A 24,926-nucleotide genomic window follows, 5' to 3' on the forward strand; every position below is an offset into this window, starting at 1 on the left:
TGCGGTCAGTAACAAAAAAAAGGTAGTCAATCATGAGCGCAAGGCACTTTCTCTCCCTGATGGATTTCACGCCCGATGAGTTGCTCGGCGTGATCCGTCGAGGCGTGGAGCTCAAGGACCTGCGTAACCGCGGCGTACTGTTCGAGCCCTTGAAAAACCGCGTGCTGGGGATGATCTTCGAGAAATCATCGACCCGCACCCGCATCTCTTTCGAAGCTGGCATGATCCAACTCGGCGGCCAGGCGATCTTCCTGTCGCCGCGTGACACTCAACTGGGCCGTGGCGAACCCATCAGCGATTGCGCCATCGTCATGTCGAGCATGCTGGATGCGGTGATGATCCGCACCTTTGCCCACAGCACCCTGACCGAGTTCGCGGCCCATTCCCGCGTGCCGGTGATCAACGGTCTGTCCGATGACCTGCACCCCTGCCAACTGCTGGCCGACATGCAGACCTTCCTCGAGCACCGTGGCTCGATCCAGGGCAAGACCGTGGCCTGGATCGGCGATGGCAACAACATGTGCAACAGCTATATAGAAGCGGCGCTGCAATTCGACTTTCAACTGCGCATTGCCTGCCCCGAAGGCTACGATCCCGACGCCAGGCTGGTCGCCAAGGCCGGGGACCGGGTGACAATTGTCCGCGATCCGAAACTGGCCGTGGCCGGCGCGCACCTGGTGAGCACCGACGTCTGGACCTCCATGGGCCAGGAAGAAGAAACCGCCAAGCGCCTGGAGCTGTTCGCGCCGCTGCAGGTCAACCGCGCCCTGCTCGACCTGGCGGATGCCGACGTGCTGTTTATGCATTGCCTGCCGGCCCACCGTGGCGAAGAAATCAGCGTCGACCTGCTGGACGACCCGCGCTCGGTGGCCTGGGACCAGGCAGAGAACCGCCTTCATGCACAGAAGGCCCTGCTGGAGTTCCTGGTCGAGCCGGCGTACCGCCACGCATGAGCCAGCCCCTGCTGCTGAATCTGCACAACCTGGCGTGTGGTTACCAGGACCAACGGGTTGTGCAGAACCTCAACCTGCACCTCAATGCCGGTGACATCGGTTGCCTGCTCGGTTCGTCTGGCTGCGGCAAGACCACCACGTTGCGGGCTATTGCCGGTTTCGAGCCGGTGCACGAAGGCGAGATCCAACTGGCCGGGCAAACCCTCTCCCGCGCCGGTTTCACCCTCGCCCCGGAAAAACGCCGCATCGGCATGGTGTTCCAGGACTATGCGTTGTTCCCCCACCTGAGTGTGAGCGAGAACATTGCCTTTGGCATTCGCAAGCATCCGAACAAGGCGCGGGTAGTGGAGGAACTGCTGGAGCTGGTGAACCTGAAGAACCTTGGCGGGCGTTTTCCCCATGAGCTCTCCGGCGGCCAGCAACAGCGCGTCGCCCTGGCCCGCGCGCTGGCGCCGGAACCGCAGTTGCTGTTGCTCGACGAACCGTTCTCCAACCTCGACGGCGAGTTGCGACGCAAACTCAGCCATGAGGTCCGGGCCATCCTCAAGGCCCGCGGCACCAGCGCGATCCTGGTCACCCACGATCAGGAAGAAGCGTTTGCCGTGAGCGACCATGTCGGGGTGTTCAAGGAAGGTCGACTGGAACAGTGGGACACGCCCTACAACCTCTATCACGAACCCCTGACGCCCTTCGTGGCCAGCTTCATCGGACAGGGTTATTTCATCCGTGGCCGCCTCGAAAGCCCCGAGTCGGTGCAGACCGAGCTGGGCATCCTGCGCGGTAACCGGGCCTACACCTGGCCGATTGGCGCCGCGGTGGACGCATTGCTGCGACCGGACGACATCGTCTACGCCCCGGACAGCCCGCTCACCGCCCAGATCGTCGACAAGACATTCCTGGGCGCATCGACCTTGTATCGCCTGCAATTACCGACGGGCGCCCAACTGGAGTCGATCTTCCCGAGCCATGCCGACCACCAGGTCGGCGCCCGTGTCGGTATCCGCGTGGCGGCAGAGCACCTGGTGCTGTTCCAGGCCTCGGGCAGCACGGCGGCGCATCTGCCTGCGATGGAAAGCGGCGTGCGGCGGTACAGCGCAACCCACTGATCATCGATTGTTTGGATGGCTTTGTGGCGAGGGAGCTTGCTCCCGCTGGGGCGCGTAGCGACCCCAAAAAACATGCGAGCGCTGCGCACTCGAGCGCGAGCTTGCTCCCTCGCCACACAAGCGCCTTCGCGCTGATCAGCCCAGTGAAAGGGTCCCGCTGGCCACCAACCTCGCGTCGCCGCCAATCCGCACCCGCTCCCCTTCCAGCCGGCAGAACAGGGCTCCGCCCCGGGCCGAACACTGGTAGGCCGTCAGCCCTCGCTTGCCCAGGCGCTTGGACCAGTAGGGAATCAGGCTGCAATGGGTCGAACCGGTCACCGGGTCTTCGTTGATGCCGATCGCCGGGGCGAAATAGCGCGAGACGAAATCATGCTTACTGCCCGGCGCGGTCACGATCGCACCCGGCCAAGGCAGTTTTGCCAGGGCGGCCATGTCCGGCTTGCAATCGAGCACCGCCTGCTCCGACTCCAGCACCACGAACAGCTCATTGGAGCTCAGCACGTCCACCGCTTCGACGTTCAGCGCGCTCTGGACCGCCAGGGACACACCCAGCTCGGTAGGCACGATGGCCGGGAAGTCCAGCCATAAGCGGCCCTGGTCGCGGGTGACACTCAATGGACCGGACCGGCAAGTGAACTCCAGGCGCTCTGCGGTTTCGTGGTAGACCTCGAACAGCACATGGGCACTGGCCAGCGTCGCGTGCCCGCACAGTGGGACTTCCGTGGTGGGCGTGAACCAGCGGATATGCCACTGCTGGCCTTCACGCACCACAAACGCGGTTTCCGCCAGGTTGTGCTCGGCGGCGATCTTCTGCATCAAATCATCGGCGAGCCAGGCGTCGAGCCGATAGACCATCGCCGGGTTGCCGCCAAACGGGCGGTCACTGAACGCATCGACCTGATGAAACGCAAGCTGCATGGCCCTTCTCCTTTTTATTGATGCGCCAGCATGAAGGGCGGCAACGGTGGTATCCAGTGACAGATCAGCAGAATTTTCACCCTACACCGCATGCGCCCCTGACAAGCAGGCTAGCCTCCGCTTGGACGCTGTGCTCATCCTGGAATCAGGCGCGGCCGATCTCGGCGAACTTCGCCCCGGTGTGTTCTGCCAGCACCGAAGGCGCCAGCTCCACTTCCAGCCCGCGCCTGCCGGCACTGACGAAGATGCTGTCGAACTGTTCAGCAGACGTATCGATGAACGTGCGCAGGCGCTTCTTCTGCCCCAGCGGGCTGATGCCGCCGAGCAAATACCCGGTCGAACGCTGTGCCGCCGCCGGGTCGGCCATCTCCACTTTCTTCACGCCTGCCGCGTGGGCCAGGCCTTTCAGGTCCAGGCTGCCTGCCACCGGCACAACCGCCACCAGCAGCTCACCTTTTTCACTGGCGGCCAGCAATGTCTTGAACACCTGGGCCGGCTCCAGTCCAAGTTTTTCCGCCGCTTCCAGGCCGTAGGACGCTGCCTTGGGGTCGTGTTCATAACTGTGGATACGATGTTCGGCGCGCACTTTCTTCAACAGATCCAACGCGGGGGTCATGACCGCTCCTGACAGGGAAATCAAAAAGAGTGGATGGATTCTAAGCCATCACTGGCCAAAAGGCTGTGGGCCGCAGTGTCGCTGTCGATGAGGGCTTGGCAAAGAAGCAGACATTCACGCCACGAATAGTTGAAATGTGACCGACGGTTCACTTTCGACCTTTGACACCAGCGTTTCTTGTCTATATTTTTTCGAAACTGAAAGCCATAACGCATGTCTCAAGCAACAACCCGAGGCCAAGGACTGCATCCTGCCTCGGCGGAAATCGCGCTGTAGAGCTTGCTCGAACGCGCCCGGAAAAAAACAAAAACCGAGGTTCGAATGACCATTGCTTCACAACAGCCGTCCCTTTCCAGCCAATGCCTGGCCGAATTCCTGGGGACAGCGCTATTGATCTTCTTCGGGACCGGTTGCGTTGCAGCGCTCAAGGTCGCGGGTGCGAGTTTCGGCTTGTGGGAAATCAGCATCATCTGGGGCGTCGGCGTCAGCATGGCGATCTACCTCAGTGCAGGCATCTCCGGCGCGCACCTGAACCCTGCCGTCAGCGTCGCCCTGTGCCTCTTCACTGACTTCGAAAAGCGCAAGCTGCCCTTCTATATCATCTGCCAGGTCGCCGGCGCCTTCTGCGGCGCGTTGCTGGTGTACACGCTGTACAGCAACCTGTTCTTCGATTTCGAACAGTCGCGACACATGATCCGTGGCACCGAGGCGAGCCTCGAGCTGGCGTCGGTATTCTCCACTTATCCACATCCAGCCCTCTCCACTGGCCAGGCCTTCGTGGTGGAAATGATCATCACCGCCATCCTGATGGGGGTGATCATGTCCCTCACCGATGATAACAATGGCTTGCCCCGCGGCCCGCTGGCGCCGTTGTTGATCGGCCTGTTGATTGCGGTGATCGGCAGTTCGATGGGGCCGTTGACCGGCTTCGCGATGAACCCGGCTCGGGACTTCGGCCCTAAACTGATGACTTTCGTCACAGGCTGGGGTGAAATTTCCCTCACCGGTGGGCGCGACATCCCATACTTCCTGGTTCCGATTTTTGCACCGCTGCTGGGTGCATGCCTGGGTGCTGCGGCCTATCGCGGGCTGATTGCCCGCCATCTGCCCAGCACCACGACAGCTATAAAGGATGCAGAACCGGCCATTGACGGCAAGCCCAGAACATCCTGAAAACAGTCGGCGCACGCTCCTGCCCGTTCGAGCGTGCGCCATGGCCTCAGCCCTTATTTTCGTCCCAAGGCAATCGACATGACCGACCTCCAGAACAAGAACTACATCATTGCCCTCGACCAGGGTACGACCAGCTCGCGCGCGATCATTTTCGACCGTGACGCCAACGTGGTCTGCATCGCCCAGCGCGAATTCGCCCAGCACTACCCCCAGGCCGGCTGGGTCGAACACGACCCGATGGAAATCTTCGCCACCCAGAGCGGCGTGATGGTCGAAGCCCTGGCCCAGGCCGGCCTGCACCATGACCAGGTAGCTGCCATCGGCATCACCAACCAGCGCGAGACGACAGTGGTCTGGGACAAGACCACCGGCCGGCCGATCTACAACGCCGTCGTCTGGCAATGCCGTCGCAGCACTGAAATCTGCCAGCAGCTCAAGCGCGACGGCCACGAGCAATACATCAGCGACACCACCGGCCTGGTGACCGACCCGTACTTCTCCGGCACCAAGCTCAAGTGGATCCTGGACAACGTCGAAGGCAGCCGCGAGCGTGCCCGCAACGGCGAGTTGCTGTTCGGCACCGTCGACAGCTGGCTCATCTGGAAATTCACCGGCGGCAAGGTCCACGTCACCGACTACACCAACGCCTCGCGCACCATGCTCTTCAACATCCATACGCTGGAGTGGGATGCGAAGATGCTCGAGATCCTCGACATCCCCCGGGAAATGCTCCCGGAAGTGAAGTCGTCCTCAGAGATCTACGGCCGCACCAAGAGTGGCATCGCCATCGGCGGTATCGCCGGCGACCAGCAGGCCGCCCTCTTCGGCCAGATGTGCGTGGAGCCGGGCCAGGCGAAAAACACCTACGGCACCGGCTGCTTCTTGCTGATGAACACCGGGAACAAGGCGGTCAAGTCCAAACACGGCATGCTTACCACCATCGGTTGCGGCCCACGCGGCGAGGTCGCCTACGCCCTCGAAGGCGCGGTGTTCAATGGCGGCTCCACGGTGCAGTGGTTGCGCGATGAGCTGAAAATCATCAACGACGCCCTGGACACCGAATACTTTGCCAACAAGGTCAAGGACAGCAACGGTGTGTACCTGGTGCCGGCCTTCACCGGCCTGGGCGCGCCGTACTGGGACCCCTATGCCCGGGGCGCGTTGTTTGGCCTGACCCGGGGCGTGCGGGTCGATCACATCATCCGTGCGGCCCTGGAGTCCATCGCCTACCAGACGCGCGACGTGCTCGATGCCATGCAACAGGACTCCGGTGAGCGTCTCAAGGCCCTGCGTGTGGACGGCGGCGCGGTGGCGAACAACTTCCTGATGCAGTTCCAGGCCGACATCCTGGGCACACGGGTCGAGCGTCCGAAAATGCGCGAAACCACCGCTTTGGGCGCGGCCTACCTGGCCGGCCTGGCGTGCGGTTTCTGGGGCAGCCTGGAAGAGCTGCGCGGCAAGGCAGTGATCGAGCGCGAGTTCGAACCGCAACTGGACGAACCGGCGAAGGAAAAGCTCTACGCCGGCTGGCAGAAAGCGGTCAGCCGCACCCGCGACTGGGAACCCCACGAAGACGCCGAATAAGCCGACCCTGAGCAACACCTGGGTCTGAACTGGTCGGGAGCAGATTCCTGCGGCATCATGGGCATATTTCGGCAGCCCAAAGGACGCCCATGAATCTGCCTCCCCGTCAGCAGCAAATCCTCGAACTGGTCCGCGAACGCGGCTACGTCAGCATTGAGGAAATGGCGCAGTTGTTCGTTGTAACCCCGCAAACCATCCGCCGAGACATCAATCAACTGGCGGAGGCCAACCTGTTGCGCCGCTACCACGGCGGCGCCGCCTACGATTCCAGCGTGGAAAACACCGCCTACGCCATGCGCGCCGACCAGATGCGCGACGAGAAGCAGCGCATCGCCGAAGCCATTGCCGCCCAGATCCCCGATCACGCCTCGCTGTTCATCAACATCGGCACCACCACCGAATCCATCGCCCGGGCACTGCTCAATCACAACCACTTGAAGGTCATCACCAACAACCTGCACGTGGCATCGATCCTCAGTGCCAAGGACGATTTCGAAGTCCTGGTCGCCGGCGGCAACGTGCGACGAGACGGTGGCGTAGTGGGCCAGGCCAGCGTCGATTTCATCAACCAGTTCAAGGTCGATTTCGCCTTGGTGGGCATCAGTGGCATCGATGAGGATGGCAGCCTGCTGGATTTCGATTACCAGGAAGTGCGGGTGTCCCAGGCGATCATCGCCAACGCCCGGCAAGTGCTGCTGGCGGCCGACTCCAGCAAGTTCGGGCGCAATGCCATGGTGCGCCTGGGCCCGATCAGCCTCATCGACTGCCTGGTGACCGACCAGCAACCGGTGCCAGCCCTGGTGCAGTTGCTGAGCCAGCACAAGATTCGACTGGAAGTGGTTTAACCCCTCCCCCAATACCCTGTGGCGAGGGGATTTATCCCCGTTGGGCTGCGCAGCAGCCCCCTTCAGTCATTCAGCTTGTCTGAGATACCGAATCGCCGGGTTTAGGCCTGATTCGCGAGCCAGCGGGGATAAATCCCCTCGCCACAAGTGCACGCCGCGCCTTGAGCGTTATTTTTATGTTCGAAAATTTTCCTTTCAGCTTCCCTTGATCAGTTTTTTCAATCGAAATCGACTGGCCGTTGCTGTCCTTATGGGCTAGTATTTTCGCAAATGAACATTAATGTTCGAATTCAAATATTACGAAAAAAAGCCCGAGGCCAGCCGATGCCCACTTCTACCTTGCCTACGCCCCCTCTCGCCGAGGTTTACGATGTCGCCGTGATTGGCGGCGGTATCAACGGCGTGGGGATTGCCGCGGACGCTGCCGGTCGCGGTCTTTCGGTGTTCCTTTGCGAAAAGGACGATCTGGCCAGCCACACGTCGTCGGCCAGCAGTAAATTGATTCATGGCGGCCTGCGCTACCTCGAACACTACGAGTTCCGCCTGGTGCGCGAGGCACTGGCCGAACGCGAGGTGCTGCTGGCCAAGGCGCCGCACATCGTCAAGCAAATGCGCTTCGTGCTGCCCCACCGCCCGCACTTGCGTCCGGCGTGGATGATTCGCGCCGGCCTGTTCCTCTACGATCACCTCGGCAAGCGTGAACAGCTCGCCGGCTCCAAGAGCTTGAAATTCGGTGCCGACAGCGCGCTGAAAAGCGAGATCACCAAAGGCTTCGAATACTCCGACTGCTGGGTCGACGACGCCCGATTGGTAGTGCTCAACGCCATGGCCGCCCGGGAAAAAGGCGCCCATATCCACACCCGCACCCGTTGCGTGAACGCCCGTCGCAGCAAAGGCCTGTGGCACCTGCACCTGGAACGTGCCGACGGCAGCCTGTTTTCGATTCGCGCCAAGGCACTGGTGAATGCCGCTGGCCCGTGGGTGGCCAAGTTCATTCGCGATGACCTGAAGATGGAATCGCCCTACGGCATCCGCCTGATCCAGGGCAGCCACCTGATCGTGCCGAAACTCTATGAAGGCGAACATGCGCACATTCTTCAAAACGAAGACCAACGCATCGTGTTCACCATTCCGTACCTGAACCAGTTCACCCTGATCGGCACCACCGATCGCGAATACACCGGCGATCCGGCCAAAGTGGCCATCACTGAAGGCGAAACCGATTACCTGCTGAAAGTGGTCAACGCCCACTTCAAGAAACAGCTCAGCCGCGACGACATCCTGCACAGCTATTCCGGCGTGCGTCCGCTGTGCAACGACGAATCCGACAACCCGTCGGCCGTGACCCGGGACTACACCCTGGCGCTCTCCGGCGGTGGCGAAGAAGCCCCGTTGCTCTCGGTGTTCGGTGGCAAGCTGACCACCTACCGCAAGCTGGCCGAGTCGGCCATGGCGCAACTGGCTCCGTACTTCACCCAGATGCGCCCGAGTTGGACCGCCGTCGCCACGCTTCCTGGCGGCGAAAACATGACCACCCCGCAAGCGCTGTGCTCGGCCATCCGCGACAAGTTCGACTGGCTGCCCACCGACATCGCCCGGCGCTGGGCCACCACCTATGGCAGCCGCACCTGGCGCATGCTGGAAGGCGTGCAGACGCTCGCCGACCTGGGCGAACACCTCGGCGGCGGCCTCTATACCCGCGAAGTCGACTATCTGTGCAGCGATGAGTGGGCCGTCGACGCCCAGGACATCCTTTGGCGTCGTAGCAAGCTGGGCCTGTTCACCACTGCGGCCGAACAGCAAAAGCTTCAGCAGTACCTGGAAAAGGTCGAGCACAACCGCCGCAAGATCGAAGCGGCCTGAAGGCAAGACTGCAATGACCCAAGCCCCTGAATCATGCGATTCAGGGGCTTTTTGCTATCTGGCGTCCACCAATGCCCCTGTTGGAGCGAGCTTGCCCGCGATGACGCCTGCACATTCAACATCTATATGACTGGCACACCGCATTCGCGAGCAAGCTCGCTCCCACAATGGATTAATGCGACCTCAGGGCATTCGGTTTTCCGAACAAGACCCATCAGTCAGTTCGGCCAGCCGGATAAACAACCGGCAAATAAACCTGAAACAAAACATTAATTACTTTATAAAACATATAGTTAACCTGTATCGACTGGCCTGGCACGAGTCATGCTCTACACTCCTTCGAGACGAATGCCTGCATGCCAACACAACAGGAGCTGCCAGGCGTTTCGAAGCACTCAGGGCCGACGTACCGGCTGAAATAAAAAAAACAATGTCGAGGAAACATCGATGCGCATCGTTCCCCATCTTCTGGGCGCAGCCATTGCTGCCGCTCTGATCAGCACCCCGGTTTTCGCCGCCGAACTGACCGGCACGCTGAAAAAGATCAAAGAGTCCGGCGTCATCACGCTTGGGCATCGCGACGCTTCCATTCCGTTCTCCTACATCGCAGACGCTTCCGGCAAGCCGGTGGGCTACTCCCACGATATCCAGCTGAAAGTCGTCGAAGCACTGAAAAAAGACCTGGACCTGCCGAACCTGCAGGTCAAGTACAACCTGGTGACCTCGCAAACCCGCATCCCGCTGGTGCAGAACGGCACCGTGGACCTGGAGTGCGGCTCCACCACCAACAACGTCGAGCGTCAGCAACAGGTTGATTTCTCCGTCGGCATCTTCGAGATCGGCACCCGCCTGCTCTCCAAGAAAGACTCCAAGTACAAGGATTTCGACGATCTGAAGGGCAAGAACGTCGTGACCACCGCCGGCACCACCTCCGAGCGCCTGCTCAAGGCAATGAACGCCGACAAGCAGATGGGCATGAACGTCATCTCTGCCAAGGACCACGGCGAGTCCTTCCAGATGCTGGAATCGGGCCGTGCCGTCGCGTTCATGATGGATGACGCCCTGCTGGCCGGCGAAGCGGCCAAGGCCAAGAAGGCCGACGACTGGGCCGTCACCGGTACACCACAGTCCTACGAGATCTACGGCTGCATGATGCGCAAGGGCGACGAGCCGTTCAAGAAAGCGGTCGACGAAGCCATCAAGGCGACCTATGCCTCGGGCGAGATCAACAAGATCTACGACAAGTGGTTCACCCAGCCCATCCCACCGAAAAACCTGAACCTGAACTTCCCGATGAGCGACGAGCTCAAGGCATTGATCGCCAATCCGACCGACAAAGCGGCTGACGACAAGAAGTCCTGATTTTTCTGACTAACCTTATCTCCTGAAGGGGCCCCGCCCTTTCAGGGGATGGTCACTCCCTGCTGGCATATCTGGAAACACTCGAGGCGGTGGTTGTCGAGCCGATCGCGTGTGCCTGGCCTTTACAGGCCAGGACGGGAACGGAGCTTCCCCAGGCGGGCATTTGCACATCGAACGATCTGAGGGGAGACCCTAATGAATTACAACTGGGACTGGGGCGTGTTCTTCAAGTCCACCGGCGTGGGCAGCGAGACTTATCTCGACTGGTACATCGCCGGCCTGGGCTGGACCATCGCCATCGCCGTCGTCGCCTGGATCATCGCCCTGATGCTGGGCTCTATCCTGGGCGTGATGCGCACCGTGCCGAACCGGCTGGTGTCGGGCATCGCCACCTGCTACGTGGAGCTTTTCCGCAACGTGCCGCTGCTGGTTCAGCTGTTCATCTGGTACTTCCTGGTGCCCGACCTGCTGCCCGAAAACCTGCAGGAGTGGTACAAGCAGGACCTGAACCCGACCACCTCGGCCTACCTGAGCGTCGTCGTGTGCCTGGGGCTGTTTACCGCCGCCCGGGTCTGCGAACAGGTGCGCACCGGTATCCAGGCGCTGCCGCGCGGCCAGGAATCCGCTGCCCGCGCCATGGGCTTCAAGCTGCCGCAGATCTACTGGAACGTGCTGCTGCCCCAGGCGTATCGGATCATCATTCCGCCGCTAACCTCGGAATTCCTCAACGTCTTCAAGAACTCCTCCGTGGCCTCGCTGATCGGCCTGATGGAACTGCTCGCGCAAACCAAGCAGACCGCCGAGTTCTCCGCCAACCTGTTCGAAGCCTTTACCCTGGCGACGCTGATCTACTTCACCTTGAACATGAGCCTGATGCTGCTCATGCGCATGGTCGAGAAGAAAGTCGCGGTGCCCGGCCTGATCTCCGTGGGGGGTAAATGATGGAATTCGATTTCAGCGGTGTCGTCCCGGCCATTCCCGGCCTGTGGAATGGCATGGTGATGACCTTGAAACTGATGGCCCTGGGTGTCGTCGGCGGGATCATCCTGGGGACGATCCTGGCGTTGATGCGCCTGTCCCACAACAAACTGATCTCCAACATCGCCGGCGCGTACGTCAACTACTTCCGCTCGATCCCGCTGCTGCTGGTCATCACCTGGTTCTACCTGGCGGTGCCGTTCGTGCTGCGCTGGATCACCGGCGAAGACACGCCGATCGGGGCCTTCGGCTCCTGCGTCGTGGCCTTCATGATGTTCGAGGCGGCGTACTTCTGCGAAATCGTGCGCGCCGGCGTGCAGTCGATCCCCAAGGGCCAGATGGGTGCGGCCCAGGCCCTGGGCATGAACTATGGCCAGACCATGCGCCTGATCATCCTGCCCCAGGCGTTCCGCAAGATGACCCCGCTGCTGCTGCAGCAGAGCATCATCCTGTTTCAGGACACCTCGCTGGTCTACACGGTCGGCCTGGTGGACTTCCTCAATGCTTCGCGGGCCAATGGCGACATCATCGGCCGCTCCAATGAGTTCCTGATCGTCGCAGGTCTCGTGTACTTCACAATCAGCTTTGCCGCCTCGCTGCTGGTCAAGCGTCTGCAAAAAAGGTTCGCCGTATGATCTCTATCAAGAACATCAACAAGTGGTATGGGGACTTCCAGGTACTGACCAATTGCAGCACCGAGGTCAGCAAGGGTGAGGTCGTGGTGGTGTGCGGCCCTTCGGGTTCGGGCAAGTCCACGCTGATCAAGTGCGTGAACGCCTTGGAGCCATTCCAGAAAGGCGACATCGTGGTCGACGGCACCTCCATCGCCGACCCGAAGACCAACCTGCCGAAATTGCGTTCGCGGGTGGGCATGGTGTTCCAGCACTTCGAGCTGTTCCCGCACCTGACCATCACCGAAAACCTGACCATCGCGCAGATCAAAGTGTTGGGCCGCAGCAAGGAAGAAGCCACCAAGAAAGGCCTGCAACTGCTCGAGCGCGTCGGCCTGTCGGCCCATGCCCATAAGCACCCGGGCCAGCTCTCCGGCGGCCAACAGCAGCGCGTGGCGATCGCCCGGGCCCTGGCGATGGACCCGGTGGTGATGCTGTTCGACGAACCCACCTCGGCCCTCGACCCGGAAATGGTCAACGAAGTGCTCGACGTGATGGTGCAACTGGCCCACGAAGGCATGACCATGATGTGCGTGACCCACGAAATGGGCTTCGCCCGCAAAGTGGCGAACCGGGTGATCTTCATGGACCAGGGCCAGATCATCGAAGACTGCAAGAAAGAAGAGTTCTTCGGCGACATCAGCGCCCGCTCCGAACGTGCGCAGCACTTCCTTGAGAAAATCCTGCAGCACTAAGCGTCGCCTTCTTTTAGACGCACTTGCTCTTGTGGCAAGGGAGCTTGCTCCCGCTGGGTCGCGCAGCGACCCCAAACCGGTAAATGCATTGCATCTGGCACACCGCACGAACCGTTTTGCGACTGCTTCGCAGCCGAGCGGGAGCAAGCTCCCTCGCCACAGAGCCGCGTTCGAAGGACGACCGCAGCACACTGGTTGACCCAAGGCTTCTGTGATGAAATGCGACCCCACCCTCTATCGCGCCGCGCCGCCATCACTTGCCGTGAAACCCCGCCTGATCCGCCACCTGTTCCTGCCGCCGCTGATCATCGCGTTGATGATCGGCCTGGGCTATCTCGGCTTCTGGATCAGCGAACACTATGGCGTGCGTGGCCTTGCCGAGAACGGCGAGCGCCAGCTGGAGCTGCATGCCCGGGCGGTGGAGAGTGAAATCAGCAAGTACACCTACTTGCCGAGCCTGCTGGAGCTTGAATCGAGTGTCTCGACGCTGCTCGACGACCCGACACCCGAACACCGCAAGACCGTCAACGAATACCTCGAAGGCCTGAACCGGCGCAGCCGCAGCCGGGCCATCTACGTGATGGACACGACCGGCCGCGTCATGGCCACCAGCAACTGGCGCGACGTCGACAGTTACCTGGGTGAAGACCTGTCCTTTCGCGCCTATTTCCAGAACGCCGTGCGCGGCCAGCCGGGTCGCTTCTATGGCATTGGCAGCACCAACGGCGAACCCGGCTACTACCTGGCCCACGGCCTGGAAGAACAGGGCAAGATCATTGGCGTCGCCGTGGTCAAGGTGCGCCTCGAAGCCCTGGAGGAACGCTGGCAGCGGGCACGCCTGGAAGCGTTCGTCAGCGATGAAAACGGCATCATCATCTTGTCCAGCGACCCGGCGCGGCGGCTCAAGTCCGTGCGCCCCTTGAGCGACGAGACCAAGGAACGCCTGGCCCGCAGCCTGCAATACTACTGGTTCCCACTGAACGAACTGGTGCCCCTGGCCCGGGAGCGCCTGGCCGAAGGCATGGAGAAACTGACCTTCCCGGCCAACACCGAACTGGTGTCCGACGAACGCGCCATCAGCTATTTGTCGCAGACCCGGCCACTGAGCGACACACCGTGGAACTTCACCCTGTTGACGCCGCTGGAAGACCTGCGCCGCCAGGCGATCAACCAGGGCATCCTGGTGGCCGTGGCCTTCGCCCTGGTGGCGTTCCTGCTGATCGCCTGGAACGAACGGCGCAAGGTCATCGCCACCCGCCTCGCGGCCCGGGAAGCCTTGCAGGAAGCCAACAGCCAGCTCGAACGTCGGATTACCGAACGCACCACCGACCTGCGCGCCAGCAACGAACGGCTCAAGAGCCAGATCCGTGAGCGTCGACAGGCCGAAGAGACCCTGCGCCGGGCCCAGGACGAACTGGTCCAGGCCGGTAAGCTGGCGGCCATCGGCCAGATGTCCACCAGCATCGCCCATGAACTCAACCAACCGCTGGCGGCCTTGCGCACGTTGTCTGGCAATACCGTGCGCTTTCTCGAACGCGGGCAACTGGACATCGCCAGCACCAACCTCAAGACCATCAACGAATTGATCGACCGCATGGGGCGCATCACCGCCAGCCTGCGCGCCTTTGCCCGACGGGGCGACGATCAGGGCCGGGCGAGCCTGGGCAAGGCCGTCGAGGCCGCGCTGCAATTGCTGGGCGGGCGTCTGGAAAACCGCAACATCCAGATCCACAACGGCTACGCCGACGTCCAGTTGCAAATCGACCAGACGCGCCTGGAGCAGATCCTGGTGAACCTGATCGGCAACGCCCTGGATGCCATGCAGACGCAGCCCGAGCCACAACTATGGCTCGACGGTGAAAGCAGCCACGGCAAGTACCGCCTGCGGGTGCGGGACAACGGCCATGGCATCGACCCCGAAGCCCGCAAGCATTTGTTCGAACCCTTCTTCACCACCAAGCCCGGCGAACAGGGCCTGGGCCTGGGCCTGACGCTCTCGGCGAGCCTGGCCGCCGCCGCGGGCGGGCACCTGGGCGTCGAATTCCCGGTCGAACGTGGCACCACCTTCGTCCTCAGTTTACCGTTGGTAAGCCTTCCCCCAGCCGAGCAACCATGAACAACGACCTGAGCGTACTGATCGTCGAAGACGACCCCCACGTCCTGCTGGGTTGCCAGCAGGCCCTGAGCCTGGAGGACATCCCGTGCATCGGCGTGGGCAGCGCCGAAGAAGCCCTGGAACAGGTGGGCGATGACTTTGCCGGCATCGTCATCAGCGACATTCGCCTGCCGGGCATCGACGGCCTGGAACTGCTGACCCGTCTCAAGGCTCGGGACAGTCGCTTGCCGGTGGTGTTGATCACCGGCCACGGCGACATTTCCATGGCCGTCGGCGCCATGCAGAAAGGCGCCTATGACTTCATGGAGAAACCCTTCTCCCCCGAACGCCTGGTGGACGTCGCCCGGCGCGCCCTCGAACAGCGCAGCCTGGCCCGCGAAGTGTCATCGCTGCGCCGCCAGTTGGCCGAGCGCGACTCCCTGGAAGGCCGCATCATCGGCCGCTCGCCGGCCATGCAGCACCTGCGCGAACTGATCGCCAATGTCGCCGACACCTCGGCCAACGTGCTGATCGAAGGCGAGACCGGCACCGGCAAGGAACTGGTCGCTCGCTGCCTGCATGACTTCAGCCGGCGCCACGGCAAACAGTTCGTCGCGCTCAACTGCGGGGGCCTGCCGGAGAACCTGTTCGAAAGCGAGATTTTCGGCCATGAAGCCAATGCCTTCACTGGCGCCGGCAAGCGCCGGATCGGCAAGATCGAGCATGCCGATGGCGGTACGCTGTTTCTCGATGAAGTGGAAAGCATGCCCCTGCCCCTGCAAATCAAGTTGCTGCGGGTGTTGCAGGAACGCACCCTCGAACGGCTGGGCTCGAACCAGAGCGTGGCGGTGGACTGCCGGGTGATTGCCGCGACCAAGTCCGACCTGGACGAAATGGGCCGCGCCGGCCAGTTTCGCAGCGACCTGTATTACCGCCTCAACGTGGTGACGCTGGAACTGCCGCCCCTGCGCGAGCGGCGCGAAGACATCCTGCAACTGTTCGAACATTTCCTCCAGCAATCGTCCCTGCGTTTCGACCGCACGGTGCCGCAGCTGGATAACCAGACCCTGTCGAACCTGATGAGCCATGATTGGCCGGGCAACGTGCGCGAATTGCGCAACGTCGCCGAGCGCTATGCCCTCGGCCTGCCTGCCTTCAAGAAAACCGGTGCCAGCAGCGGCGGCCAGGGCCTGGCCTTCGCCGAAGCGGTGGAAGCGTTCGAACGCAACCTGTTGGTGGACGCCCTGCAACGCAGCGGCGGCAACCTGACCCAGGCCAGCCAGGAACTGGGGATGGCCAAGACCACCCTGTTCGACAAAGTCAAAAAATATGGCCTGAGCCATTAACAACGGGGCAATGACCTGTGGACCTGATTTTCAAGGCGGCGCTGGGGGCTGCCGTGGTGGTGATCCTGGCGATGCTCGCCAAGACCCGCAATTACTACATCGCCGGGCTGGTGCCGCTGTTTCCCACCTTTGCCTTGATCGCCCACTACATCGTCGGCAAGGGCCGCTCGGTGGACGACCTGAAGACCACCATCGTGTTTGGCATGTGGTCGATCATTCCGTATTTCGTGTACCTGGCGACCCTGTATGTCATGGTCGACCGGATGCGCCTGGAAGCATCCCTGGCGGTGGCGGCGGTGGCGTGGCTGATGGCCGCCACGGTGCTGGTCAGCGTCTGGGTAAGGGTTCACGGCTAAGGGCACAAGCGTGCCTTATCTCCCCTGTGGGAGCGAGCTTGCTCGCGAAAGCCGGGGGATCAGTCGACGCATCTGTTGGACAGGCCCGGCCTCTTCGCGGGCAAGCCCGCTCCCACACATTGATCGTTGGCGAGCACAGGATGTGTGTTCACCATAGATCCCCTGTGGGAGCGAGCTTGCTCGCGAAAGCGGTGTATCAGTCGACGCATCTGTTGGACAGGCCCGGCCTCTTCGCGGGCAAGCCCGCTCCCACACATTGATCGTTGGCGGGCACAGGATGTGTGTTCACCGTAGATCCCTTGTGGGAGCGGCGAATCAATAACCGACGGTGAACCGCGTCCGCGAAAACTGCGGCGTCTGCACTTCGTCGATCATCGCGATGGCGTAGTCGGCGAAACTGATCCAACTGCGGCCTGCCTCGTCGAACAGCAAGTGATCCTTGCCAAGGCGAAAGTGCCCGGTGCGCTCGGTCTCGACGAACTCCGCCGAAGGAGAAAGGAACGTCCAGTCCAGGTCCTGCTCCTGGCGCAGCACATCCAGGAACAAAGCTCCGGCCGTGGCTTCGGCGAGGTATTCCTCGGGGAAACCATCGCTGTCGATCACCCGGCTGTTGTCCGGCAGCAGCAGCGAGCCGGCCCCACCCACCACCAGCAGGCGCTTGACCCCCGCCGCTTTCAACGGCGCGATGATCTTGTCGGCCGGTACGGTGGCAAAGTGCGCGGCACTGATCACGGCATCGTGACCGGCGACGGCGGCAGTCAGCGCTTCGCTGTCCAACACATCCAGTGACTGGCTGACCACGCCAGGCCTGTCACCGATGCTTGCAGTGTTGCGGGCAATGGCCGTCACGCTGTGGCCACGACGCAGGGCTTCTTCCAACAGTTGGCTGCCAGCACGACCGGTGGCGCCGATGATTGCGATCTTGCTCATGATGTTCTCCAGTGATTACTCATAGATACCGGGCATGCAACCCCTTGTAGCGAGGCAGCCAAGCTGATTGATTGCGGCAAAGGTGTCATCGGCCGTCAGGCACTCACCACTTCATTTCCCCCTTGGCCACCTTGGCACTGAGCTCGAGCGAGCTGTCTTCGCCCAGGTCCGGGTAGCGTTGTTTCATGGCGGCGATCAGGGCGGCGGCGTCCTTGGCGCGGGCGGTTTCTTCGTCGAAAGCCTTGATGTAGCCGGCGGTGAACTTGACCGACGCCAGGGAGCGGGTGCTCTCGCCCAGGTAATGGCCGGGGATCACGCTGCGCGGCTGCAGCTTCTCGATGCTGTCCAGGGTCGCCAGCCAATCCTGATGGGACTGCGGCGTCTGGGTGTCGGCCATCCAGACATGGATGTTCTCGGCCACCACCACGCCCCCGACCACGGCCTTGATCGATGGTATCCAGACGAAACTGCGCTCCGGTTGCGGGCCATCCAGGCCGATGACCTGCAAGCGCTTGCCCTCCAGGGTCAGGCTGTCGCCCTTGAGCACCTGGGGCACGATGGCGTTGTCGGGTGCATCAGCCTTCAGGATCGGCCCCCAATATTTCAGCTTGCCGTCCATCGTGTGCTTGATGTGTTCGACGGTCGGCTGGGTGGCCAGCACCTTGGCCTCGGGGAAAGCGGCCGTCAGGGTCTGCAAACCAAAATAGTAGTCGGGATCGCCGTGGCTGATGTAAATCGTGGTCAGTCGCTTTCCGCTGGCGCGGATTTTTTCCACGACCTGCTCGGCCTGGGATTTACCGAACTGGGCGTCGACCAGGATGGCGTCGTGCTCGCCACTGACCAACACCGAGGACACCGGAAAGACCGCCGCGGCGCCAGGGTTGTAGACATCGAGTGTCAAGTCGGCTGCCCAGCTATGGGCCGCGAACGCCAGGGATGCGGTCGCCAGCAACAAGCGCTTGAGTGGGGTGAATCCGGTCATGCTGTACTCCGTTGTCCAAAAGCCCGTAGGCATTGAGACGAAGCTTAGTAGTCTGACTCGTCCTAAAAAATGCGATGATTCAACATAGTTTGTTTCTGAAAACGGGCAAATCATGGATCGTCTTCAAGCAATGCAGGTGTTCGTCACCGTGGTGGACCTGGGCAGCCAGTCGGCGGCGGCCGAGCACCTGGACCTGTCGCGACCGGTGGTGTCGCGGTATCTGGCGGAGCTGGAAGACTGGGTCGGCGCCCGACTGATGCACCGCACCACCCGCAAGCTGAGCCTGACAGCCGCCGGCACGGAAATCCTGCCGCGCTGCCGGCAGATGCTGGAGCTGTCCGGCGACCTGCAAGCGGCTGTCAGCAAGCCGGACGACGCACCACGGGGCCTGCTGCGCATCAGCACCAGCACCTCCTTTGGCCAGGCCCAACTGACCAAGGCCATGGCCGAGTACGTCAAGCGCTACCCCGGGGTGAGCGTCGACCTGCAGATGCTCGATCGCACCGTGAACCTGGTGGACGAGCGCATCGACCTGGCGATCCGCATGAGCAACGACCTGGACCCGAACCTGATCGCCCGCCGCCTTACGGTGTGCCGCTCGGTGATCTGCGCCTCGCCCGGTTACTTGCAGGAAAACCCGACACCCCAGCGGGTCGAGGACCTGAGCCAGCACAACTGCCTGACCCACGCCTACGTGGGCAAGAGCCTCTGGCATTTCGAGCAGGACGGCGAGCAGGTCTCGGTGCCGGTGCAGGGCAATATCAGCAGCAACGAAGCCACCACCCTGTTGCAGGCGGCCATGGCAGGCGCCGGCGTGGCCATGCTGCCCAGCTATCAGGCCGGCCCCCACATCAGGCGCGGCGAGCTGGTACGCCTGGTGCCCCATGCCGAGCCGCGGCAAATGAACATGTACGCGGTCTACGCCTCACGCAAGCACATGCCCTCGGCACTGCGCAGCCTGCTGGATTTCCTGGTGCAGAAATTTCCCGAGACGCCGGAGTGGGATGTGGGGTTGTAAGCCGTGTCAGCTTCACCGAACACGTTGTGGGAGCGGGCTTGCTCGCGAAGGCGTCGTATCCGCAAAACATAGGTTGACTGATACGCCGCTTTCGCGAGCAAGCCCGCTCCCACAGGGGCCCGGTACGCCTCAAGTGCCGCGGCAGGATTCCACCAACAGCCCGCCCCAAGGCATACTTGCCACCCTCCATACGCCAGAACCCTAAGCCGCCCCATGCGTATCCACGTCAGTTTCATCGACCGCGTCGGCATCACCCAGGAAGTCCTGGCCTTGCTCGGTGGGCGCAATCTCAACCTGGATGCCGTGGAGATGGTGCCGCCCAACGTCTACATCGACGCACCGACCCTCAGCCCGCAAGTGCTGGACGAATTGCGTGACGCCTTGTTCAGCGTGCGGGGCGTGCAGGCGGTGACGGTGGTGGACATCCTGCCGGGCCAGCGCCGGCACTTGCAGCTCGATGCCCTGCTGGCGGCCATGACCGACCCGGTGCTGGCCCTGGACAGCGCCGGCAATGTGCTGCTGGCCAACCCCGCGCTGATTGCCCTGTACGGTCGGGAGCCGGCGGGGGAAAGCGTGACCGAGCTGTTCGGCGACGAGGCGCTGCTCAGCACGTTGCTGGAGAACGGTTTTCGCCTGCCACTGCGGGAAATCACCCTCAATGGCCAGACCCTGCTGTTGGACGCCACCCCTATCACCGACGCCGGCGCCCTGCTGACGCTCTATCCGCCGAACCGCATCGGCGAACGCTTGTCGGCGCTGCATCACGACCACGCCGAAGGTTTCGACGCATTGCTCGGCGAATCCCCGGCAATCCGCACCCTCAAGGCCCGGGCCCAACGGGTCGCGGCCCTCGACGCACCGTTGCTGATCCAGGGCGAAACCGGAACCGGCAAGGAACTGGTGGCCCGCGCCTGCCACGCCATCAGCGCCCGTCACAGTGCTCCATTCCTGGCCCTGAACTGCGCCGCGTTGCCGGAGAACCTGGCCGAGAGCGAACTGTTCGGCTATGCCCCCGGCGCCTTCACCGGGGCGCAACGGGGCGGCAAGCCAGGGCTGATGGAACTGGCGAACCAGGGCACGGTGTTTCTCGACGAAATCGGCGAGATGTCACCGTACCTGCAAGCCAAGTTGCTGCGGTTCCTCAACGATGGCAGCTTTCGCCGGGTGGGGGGCGATCGCGAGATCAAGGTCAACGTGCGGATCCTCAGCGCCACTCACCGCAACCTGGAAAAAATGGTCAGTGAAGGCTCGTTCCGCGAGGACCTGTTCTATCGCCTCAACGTGCTCAACGTCGAAGTCCCGCCGCTGCGAGAGCGCGGCCAGGACATCCTGCTGCTGGCCCGTTACTTCATGCAGCAGGCCTGTGCCCAGATCCAGCGCCCGGTCTGCCGCCTCGCCCCCGGCACGTACCCGGCGCTGCTGGGCAATCGCTGGCCGGGCAACGTGCGGCAATTGCAGAACGTGATCTTCCGCGCCGCCGCCATCTGCGAAAGCAGCCTGGTGGACATTGGCGACCTGGACATCGCCGGCACCTCTGTCGCGCGCCAGGGCGACGTGGAGGTCGAGAGCCTGGAACAAGCCATGGAAGCCTTCGAGAAACACCTGCTCGAAAGCCTCTACGTCAACTACCCTTCGACCCGCCAGCTCGCCAGCCGCTTGCAAACCTCCCACACCGCGATCGCCCACCGGTTGCGCAAGTACGGGATTTCCAACAAGCCCTAGCTTGACTCGGTCCCTGTGGGAGCGGGCTTGCCCGCGAAAGCGGTGTGTCAGTCGACGTCAACCTGGCTGGCACACCGTCTTCGCGAACAAGCCCGCTCCCACAGGGTTCTGAGTCGTGGTCGAAATCGCGCCAAAAGCGACCTCTACCTGTACTGAAAGCGCTACAGTGGAACGATATCGCTACATCAAGCGGTAAGCTGCGCTGGATAAGGCTTTGATCCGGCAATGATTTTATCCAGGCATGCAGCTGTAGCGATTTCGCTACAGCGTCACCGCTCAACGCCGCTTCAATTCTCTTCAACTCATTGATCCATAAGCCCTTTTAAACATTGGCCGCATTCTTGCTATGGGTATAGCCATTCGGCCGGGCCAAGTCCCGCGCCTTTCTTCGCGTCCACCAGACGAATCTGGCCCCAGGAGTTTCCATGAGCGAGTTGCGTTTCACTGAAGATCACGAATGGCTGCGCACCGAAGCCGACGGCAGCGTTACAGTCGGCATCACCGCGTTTGCCCAGAACGCCTTGGGCGATGTGGTCTATGTTCAGTTACCGGAACTGCAAACCTACGCCAAGGGGGCTGAAGCCTCGACCGTGGAATCGGTGAAGGCCGCCAGCGGTGTCTACATGCCATTGGACGGTGACGTGCTGGAAGTCAACCCGGCCCTGGAAAGCAATCCGGAACTGGTCAACGAAGATCCGCTGGGCGAAGGCTGGTTTTTCCGCTTCACGCCGGCCAATCCCGCTGAAGTTGGCCAACTGTTGGATCAGGATGCCTACGACCGCCTGATCAAAGCCAACGCCCAAGCCTGAGGAGCGCCACATGACCGTTAATCTGGGCACCGCCAACGAATTCATCGCCCGTCACATCGGCCCACGGGCCAGCGACGAGCAAGCCATGCTCGAGCGCCTGGGCTACGACTCCCTGCAAGCCCTGAGCGCCAGCGTGATCCCTGAAAGCATCAAGGGCACCAGCGTGCTGGACATGGGGGACGGCCAGAGCGAAGCCGACGCACTGGCGTCGATCAAGGCCATTGCCAGCAAGAACCAACTGTTCAAGACCTACATCGGCCAGGGCTACTACAACTGCCACACACCGGCGCCGATCCTGCGCAACCTGCTGGAAAACCCGGCCTGGTACACCGCCTACACCCCGTACCAGCCAGAAATCTCCCAGGGCCGCCTCGAAGCACTGCTGAACTTCCAGACCCTGATCAGCGACCTCACCGGCCTGCCGATCGCCAACGCTTCCCTGTTGGACGAAGCCACCGCCGCCGCCGAAGCGATGACCTTCTGCAAGCGCCTGAGCAAGAACAAGGGCAGTAACGCCTTCTTCGCCTCCGTACACAGTCACCCGCAAACCCTCGACGTGTTGCGCACCCGTGCCGAGCCCCTGGGCATCGACGTGGTGGTCGGCGACGAACGCGAACTGAGCGACACCAGCCAATTCTTCGGTGCGCTGTTGCAATACCCGGCCAGCAACGGTGACGTGTTCGACTACCGCGCCCTGACCGAGCGTTTCCACGCCAGCAACGCCCTGGTCGCCGTCGCGGCCGACCTGCTGGCCCTGACGCTGCTGACCCCGCCGGGTGAATTCGGCGCCGACGTGGCCATCGGCAGTGCCCAGCGCTTTGGCGTGCCCCTGGGCTTCGGTGGCCCGCACGCGGCCTATTTCTCCACCAAGGACGCCTTCAAGCGCGACATGCCGGGCCGTCTGGTCGGCGTGTCCGTGGACCGTTTCGGTAAGCCGGCGCTGCGCCTGGCGATGCAGACTCGCGAGCAACACATCCGCCGCGAGAAAGCCACGAGCAACATCTGTACCGCCCAGGTGCTGCTGGCCAACATCGCCAGCATGTACGCCGTGTACCACGGTCCCAAGGGCCTGGTGCAAATTGCCAATCGCATCCACCACCTGACCGCAATCCTCGCCAAAGGCCTGGGCGCGCTAGAGCTGAGCGTCGAGCAAGAGAGCTTCTTCGACACCCTGACCTTGCGCACCGGCGCGCAAACCGCAGCCCTGCACGACAAGGCCCGCGCACAGCGCATCAACCTGCGCGTGGTGGACGCGCAGCGCCTGGGCCTGTCCCTGGACGAAACCACCAGCCAGGCGGACGTCGAAGCACTGTGGAACCTGTTGGCCGACGGCAAGGCCCTGCCGGACTTCGCCGCCCTGGCCGCCTCGGTGCAAAGCCGCATCCCGGACGAGCTGACGCGCCAATCGGCGATCCTCAGCCACCCGGTATTCAACCGCTACCACTCCGAAACCGAGCTGATGCGCTACCTGCGCAAGCTCGCCGACAAGGACCTGGCCCTGGATCGCACCATGATCCCGCTGGGTTCCTGCACCATGAAACTCAACGCCGCCAGCGAGATGATCCCGGTGACCTGGGCCGAGTTCGGCGCCCTGCACCCGTTCGCCCCGGCCGAGCAGAGTGCCGGTTACCAGCAACTGACCGATGAACTGGAAGCCATGCTGTGCGCCGCCACCGGTTACGACGCGGTGTCGCTGCAACCCAACGCCGGTTCCCAGGGTGAGTACGCCGGCCTGCTGGCGATCCGGGCCTATCACCAGAGCCGTGGCGAAGAGCGCCGCGACATCTGCCTGATCCCGTCCTCGGCCCACGGCACCAACCCGGCCACCGCCAACATGGCCGGCATGCGCGTGGTGGTCACCGCGTGCGATGCCCGTGGCAACGTCGACATCGAAGACCTGCGCGCCAAGGCCATCGAACACCGCGAACACCTGGCCGCGCTGATGATCACCTACCCGTCCACCCACGGCGTGTTCGAGGAAGGCATCCGCGAAATCTGCGGCATCATCCATGACAACGGCGGCCAGGTGTACATCGACGGCGCCAACATGAACGCCATGGTCGGCCTTTGTGCACCGGGCAAGTTCGGTGGCGACGTGTCGCACCTCAACCTGCACAAGACCTTCTGTATTCCTCACGGCGGTGGCGGCCCAGGTGTCGGCCCGATCGGCGTCAAGTCGCACCTGGCGCCGTTCCTGCCGGGGCACGCGAACATGGACCGCAAGGAAGGCGCGGTGTGCGCGGCGCCGTTCGGCAGCGCGAGCATCCTGCCGATCACCTGGATGTACATTCGCATGATGGGTGGCGCCGGCCTCAAGCGCGCTTCGCAGCTGGCGATCCTCAACGCCAACTACATTGCCCGACGCCTGGAAGAGCACTACCCGGTGCTCTACACCGGCAGCAACGGCCTGGTGGCCCACGAATGCATCCTCGACCTGCGCCCGCTCAAGGACAGCAGCGGCATCAGCGTCGATGACGTGGCCAAGCGCCTGATCGACTTCGGCTTCCACGCCCCGACCATGTCGTTCCCGGTGGCCGGCACGCTGATGATCGAACCGACCGAAAGCGAATCCAAGGAAGAGCTGGACCGCTTCTGCGACGCCATGATCTGCATCCGCGAAGAAATCCGCGCCGTGGAAAATGGCAGCCTGGACAAGGACGACAACCCGCTGAAGAACGCCCCGCACACCGCGGCGGAGCTGGTCGGCGAGTGGACCCACCCCTACAGCCGCGAGCAAGCGGTGTACCCGGTGGCCTCGTTGATCGAAGGCAAATACTGGCCGCCCGTGGGCCGGGTCGACAACGTGTTCGGCGACCGCAACCTGGTGTGCGCTTGCCCGTCGATCGAAAGCTACGCTTAAGAAGCAGCGACAAGTGACAAGCCGCAAGCTGCAAGTAAGAGCCA

21 protein-coding genes are annotated in these 24,926 nt (G+C 62.4%); 17 read left to right on the plus strand and 4 right to left on the minus strand.

All coding sequences use genetic code 11. The features are described from left to right. The first annotated feature begins 32 nt into the window (after nt 1-32). A complete protein-coding gene (gene argF, locus V3H56_RS21020) occupies nt 33-953 on the plus strand; it encodes an ornithine carbamoyltransferase (RefSeq protein ID WP_042730400.1) in 921 nt (306 codons plus the stop codon). Further along, nucleotides 950-2,059, plus strand: coding sequence for an ABC transporter ATP-binding protein (locus tag V3H56_RS21025; RefSeq protein ID WP_338473837.1), 1,110 nt, complete (start codon nt 950-952; stop codon nt 2,057-2,059). Before argF ends, V3H56_RS21025 begins: the two co-directional genes overlap by 4 nt. A 135-nt stretch (nt 2,060-2,194) precedes the next feature. Here the strand turns inward: V3H56_RS21025 and V3H56_RS21030 are convergent, their stop codons facing one another. Beyond that, complete coding sequence (locus V3H56_RS21030; RefSeq protein WP_047736614.1) at nt 2,195-2,977, minus strand: PhzF family phenazine biosynthesis protein; 783 nt, start codon at nt 2,975-2,977, stop codon at nt 2,195-2,197. 145 nt (nt 2,978-3,122) lie between these two features. Next, a complete protein-coding gene (gene ybaK, locus V3H56_RS21035; protein WP_047736617.1) occupies nt 3,123-3,593 on the minus strand; it encodes a Cys-tRNA(Pro) deacylase in 471 nt (156 codons plus the stop codon). A 321-nt stretch (nt 3,594-3,914) separates the two neighbouring features. Here ybaK and V3H56_RS21040 point away from each other — a divergent pair, with 321 nt between their 5' ends. The 11 genes from V3H56_RS21040 to V3H56_RS21090 all read left to right on the plus strand — a co-directional run bounded on the left by V3H56_RS21040 (nt 3,915) and on the right by V3H56_RS21090 (nt 16,561). Continuing rightward, entirely contained in the window at nt 3,915-4,766 is an 852-nt protein-coding gene (locus V3H56_RS21040) for an MIP/aquaporin family protein (RefSeq protein ID WP_042730396.1), read from the plus strand. Nucleotides 4,767-4,844: 78 nt separating this feature from the next. Next, nucleotides 4,845-6,350 carry a glycerol kinase GlpK gene (glpK, locus tag V3H56_RS21045; RefSeq protein ID WP_338473838.1) on the plus strand — a complete coding sequence of 502 codons (1,506 nt, stop codon included), beginning with the start codon at nt 4,845-4,847 and terminating at the stop codon, nt 6,348-6,350. An 89-nt stretch (nt 6,351-6,439) separates the two neighbouring features. After that, entirely contained in the window at nt 6,440-7,195 is a 756-nt protein-coding gene (locus tag V3H56_RS21050; protein WP_042730394.1) for a DeoR/GlpR family transcriptional regulator, read from the plus strand. A 324-nt stretch (nt 7,196-7,519) separates the two neighbouring features. Further along, a complete protein-coding gene (gene glpD / locus V3H56_RS21055) occupies nt 7,520-9,058 on the plus strand; it encodes a glycerol-3-phosphate dehydrogenase (RefSeq protein WP_042730393.1) in 1,539 nt (512 codons plus the stop codon). Nucleotides 9,059-9,505: 447 nt separating this feature from the next. Further along, the gene (locus tag V3H56_RS21060) at nt 9,506-10,420 is read left to right on the plus strand and encodes a glutamate/aspartate ABC transporter substrate-binding protein (protein WP_338473839.1); all 915 of its coding nucleotides are present in this window, start codon (nt 9,506-9,508) and stop codon (nt 10,418-10,420) included. A 195-nt stretch (nt 10,421-10,615) separates the two neighbouring features. Continuing rightward, on the plus strand, nt 10,616-11,362 hold the full coding sequence (locus tag V3H56_RS21065; RefSeq protein ID WP_042730391.1) for an amino acid ABC transporter permease: 747 nt from the start codon (nt 10,616-10,618) through the stop codon (nt 11,360-11,362). Then, on the plus strand, nt 11,362-12,033 hold the full coding sequence (locus V3H56_RS21070; protein WP_042730390.1) for an ABC transporter permease subunit: 672 nt from the start codon (nt 11,362-11,364) through the stop codon (nt 12,031-12,033). The genes V3H56_RS21065 and V3H56_RS21070 overlap by 1 nt, the downstream gene beginning before the upstream one ends. Then, nucleotides 12,030-12,764, plus strand: a complete 735-nt coding sequence (locus tag V3H56_RS21075; RefSeq protein ID WP_003204983.1) for an amino acid ABC transporter ATP-binding protein — start codon at nt 12,030-12,032, stop codon at nt 12,762-12,764. The genes V3H56_RS21070 and V3H56_RS21075 overlap by 4 nt, the downstream gene beginning before the upstream one ends. 214 nt (nt 12,765-12,978) lie before the next feature. After that, nucleotides 12,979-14,880 (plus strand): ATP-binding protein, encoded by a 1,902-nt coding sequence (locus V3H56_RS21080; protein ID WP_047736619.1) that lies wholly within the window; start codon nt 12,979-12,981, stop codon nt 14,878-14,880. Next, a complete protein-coding gene (locus V3H56_RS21085) occupies nt 14,877-16,205 on the plus strand; it encodes a sigma-54 dependent transcriptional regulator (protein WP_042731007.1) in 1,329 nt (442 codons plus the stop codon). Before V3H56_RS21080 ends, V3H56_RS21085 begins: the two co-directional genes overlap by 4 nt. Nucleotides 16,206-16,231: 26 nt before the next feature. Next, a complete protein-coding gene (locus V3H56_RS21090) occupies nt 16,232-16,561 on the plus strand; it encodes a GlpM family protein (RefSeq protein ID WP_170862026.1) in 330 nt (109 codons plus the stop codon). A gap of 315 nt (nt 16,562-16,876) precedes the next feature. Here V3H56_RS21090 and V3H56_RS21095 read toward each other — a convergent pair whose 3' ends face one another. Both V3H56_RS21095 and V3H56_RS21100 read right to left on the minus strand, forming a co-directional pair. After that, nucleotides 16,877-17,491, minus strand: a complete 615-nt coding sequence (locus V3H56_RS21095) for an NAD(P)-dependent oxidoreductase (RefSeq protein ID WP_042731005.1) — start codon at nt 17,489-17,491, stop codon at nt 16,877-16,879. A 103-nt stretch (nt 17,492-17,594) separates the two neighbouring features. After that, nucleotides 17,595-18,473, minus strand: coding sequence for an MBL fold metallo-hydrolase (locus V3H56_RS21100; RefSeq protein WP_042731004.1), 879 nt, complete (start codon nt 18,471-18,473; stop codon nt 17,595-17,597). A 112-nt stretch (nt 18,474-18,585) separates the two neighbouring features. On the opposite strand from V3H56_RS21100, the gene V3H56_RS21105 reads away from it, so the two are divergent. From V3H56_RS21105 to gcvP, 4 genes are all read left to right on the plus strand, one after another. Beyond that, nucleotides 18,586-19,491 (plus strand): LysR family transcriptional regulator, encoded by a 906-nt coding sequence (locus V3H56_RS21105; protein WP_338473840.1) that lies wholly within the window; start codon nt 18,586-18,588, stop codon nt 19,489-19,491. A gap of 213 nt (nt 19,492-19,704) precedes the next feature. Then, on the plus strand, nt 19,705-21,213 hold the full coding sequence (locus V3H56_RS21110) for a sigma-54-dependent transcriptional regulator (RefSeq protein ID WP_047736625.1): 1,509 nt from the start codon (nt 19,705-19,707) through the stop codon (nt 21,211-21,213). 425 nt (nt 21,214-21,638) lie between these two features. Further along, nucleotides 21,639-22,022: a glycine cleavage system protein GcvH gene (gene gcvH / locus V3H56_RS21115; protein ID WP_042731001.1), complete on the plus strand. Its 384-nt coding sequence runs from the start codon at nt 21,639-21,641 to the stop codon at nt 22,020-22,022. 10 nt (nt 22,023-22,032) lie between these two features. After that, nucleotides 22,033-24,882 (plus strand): aminomethyl-transferring glycine dehydrogenase, encoded by a 2,850-nt coding sequence (gene gcvP / locus V3H56_RS21120; protein ID WP_338473841.1) that lies wholly within the window; start codon nt 22,033-22,035, stop codon nt 24,880-24,882. Nucleotides 24,883-24,926: the final 44 nt, after the last annotated feature.

It is taken from the genome of Pseudomonas sp. MS646, assembly GCF_036693845.1.
Classification (GTDB): Bacteria; Pseudomonadota; Gammaproteobacteria; order Pseudomonadales; family Pseudomonadaceae; genus Aquipseudomonas; species Aquipseudomonas chlororaphis_E.

Bases quoted from the DNA above. Each gene is read 5' to 3' on its own strand.
- V3H56_RS21050 (WP_042730394.1), top strand. From the start codon at position 6,440: ATGAATCTGCCTCCCCGTCAGCAGCAAATCCTCGAACTGGTCCGCGAA.
- glpD (WP_042730393.1), top strand. From the start codon at position 7,520: ATGCCCACTTCTACCTTGCCTACGCCCCCTCTCGCCGAGGTTTACGAT.
- V3H56_RS21095 (WP_042731005.1), bottom strand. From the start codon at position 17,491: ATGAGCAAGATCGCAATCATCGGCGCCACCGGTCGTGCTGGCAGCCAA.
- V3H56_RS21070 (WP_042730390.1), top strand. From the start codon at position 11,362: ATGGAATTCGATTTCAGCGGTGTCGTCCCGGCCATTCCCGGCCTGTGG.
- V3H56_RS21085 (WP_042731007.1), top strand. From the start codon at position 14,877: ATGAACAACGACCTGAGCGTACTGATCGTCGAAGACGACCCCCACGTC.
- V3H56_RS21110 (WP_047736625.1), top strand. From the start codon at position 19,705: ATGCGTATCCACGTCAGTTTCATCGACCGCGTCGGCATCACCCAGGAA.
- V3H56_RS21075 (WP_003204983.1), top strand. From the start codon at position 12,030: ATGATCTCTATCAAGAACATCAACAAGTGGTATGGGGACTTCCAGGTA.
- V3H56_RS21025 (WP_338473837.1), top strand. From the start codon at position 950: ATGAGCCAGCCCCTGCTGCTGAATCTGCACAACCTGGCGTGTGGTTAC.
- V3H56_RS21080 (WP_047736619.1), top strand. From the start codon at position 12,979: ATGAAATGCGACCCCACCCTCTATCGCGCCGCGCCGCCATCACTTGCC.
- V3H56_RS21060 (WP_338473839.1), top strand. From the start codon at position 9,506: ATGCGCATCGTTCCCCATCTTCTGGGCGCAGCCATTGCTGCCGCTCTG.
- V3H56_RS21065 (WP_042730391.1), top strand. From the start codon at position 10,616: ATGAATTACAACTGGGACTGGGGCGTGTTCTTCAAGTCCACCGGCGTG.
- V3H56_RS21105 (WP_338473840.1), top strand. From the start codon at position 18,586: ATGGATCGTCTTCAAGCAATGCAGGTGTTCGTCACCGTGGTGGACCTG.
- V3H56_RS21030 (WP_047736614.1), bottom strand. From the start codon at position 2,977: ATGCAGCTTGCGTTTCATCAGGTCGATGCGTTCAGTGACCGCCCGTTT.
- argF (WP_042730400.1), top strand. From the start codon at position 33: ATGAGCGCAAGGCACTTTCTCTCCCTGATGGATTTCACGCCCGATGAG.
- gcvH (WP_042731001.1), top strand. From the start codon at position 21,639: ATGAGCGAGTTGCGTTTCACTGAAGATCACGAATGGCTGCGCACCGAA.
- V3H56_RS21100 (WP_042731004.1), bottom strand. From the start codon at position 18,473: ATGACCGGATTCACCCCACTCAAGCGCTTGTTGCTGGCGACCGCATCC.
- V3H56_RS21040 (WP_042730396.1), top strand. From the start codon at position 3,915: ATGACCATTGCTTCACAACAGCCGTCCCTTTCCAGCCAATGCCTGGCC.
- gcvP (WP_338473841.1), top strand. From the start codon at position 22,033: ATGACCGTTAATCTGGGCACCGCCAACGAATTCATCGCCCGTCACATC.
- ybaK (WP_047736617.1), bottom strand. From the start codon at position 3,593: ATGACCCCCGCGTTGGATCTGTTGAAGAAAGTGCGCGCCGAACATCGT.
- glpK (WP_338473838.1), top strand. From the start codon at position 4,845: ATGACCGACCTCCAGAACAAGAACTACATCATTGCCCTCGACCAGGGT.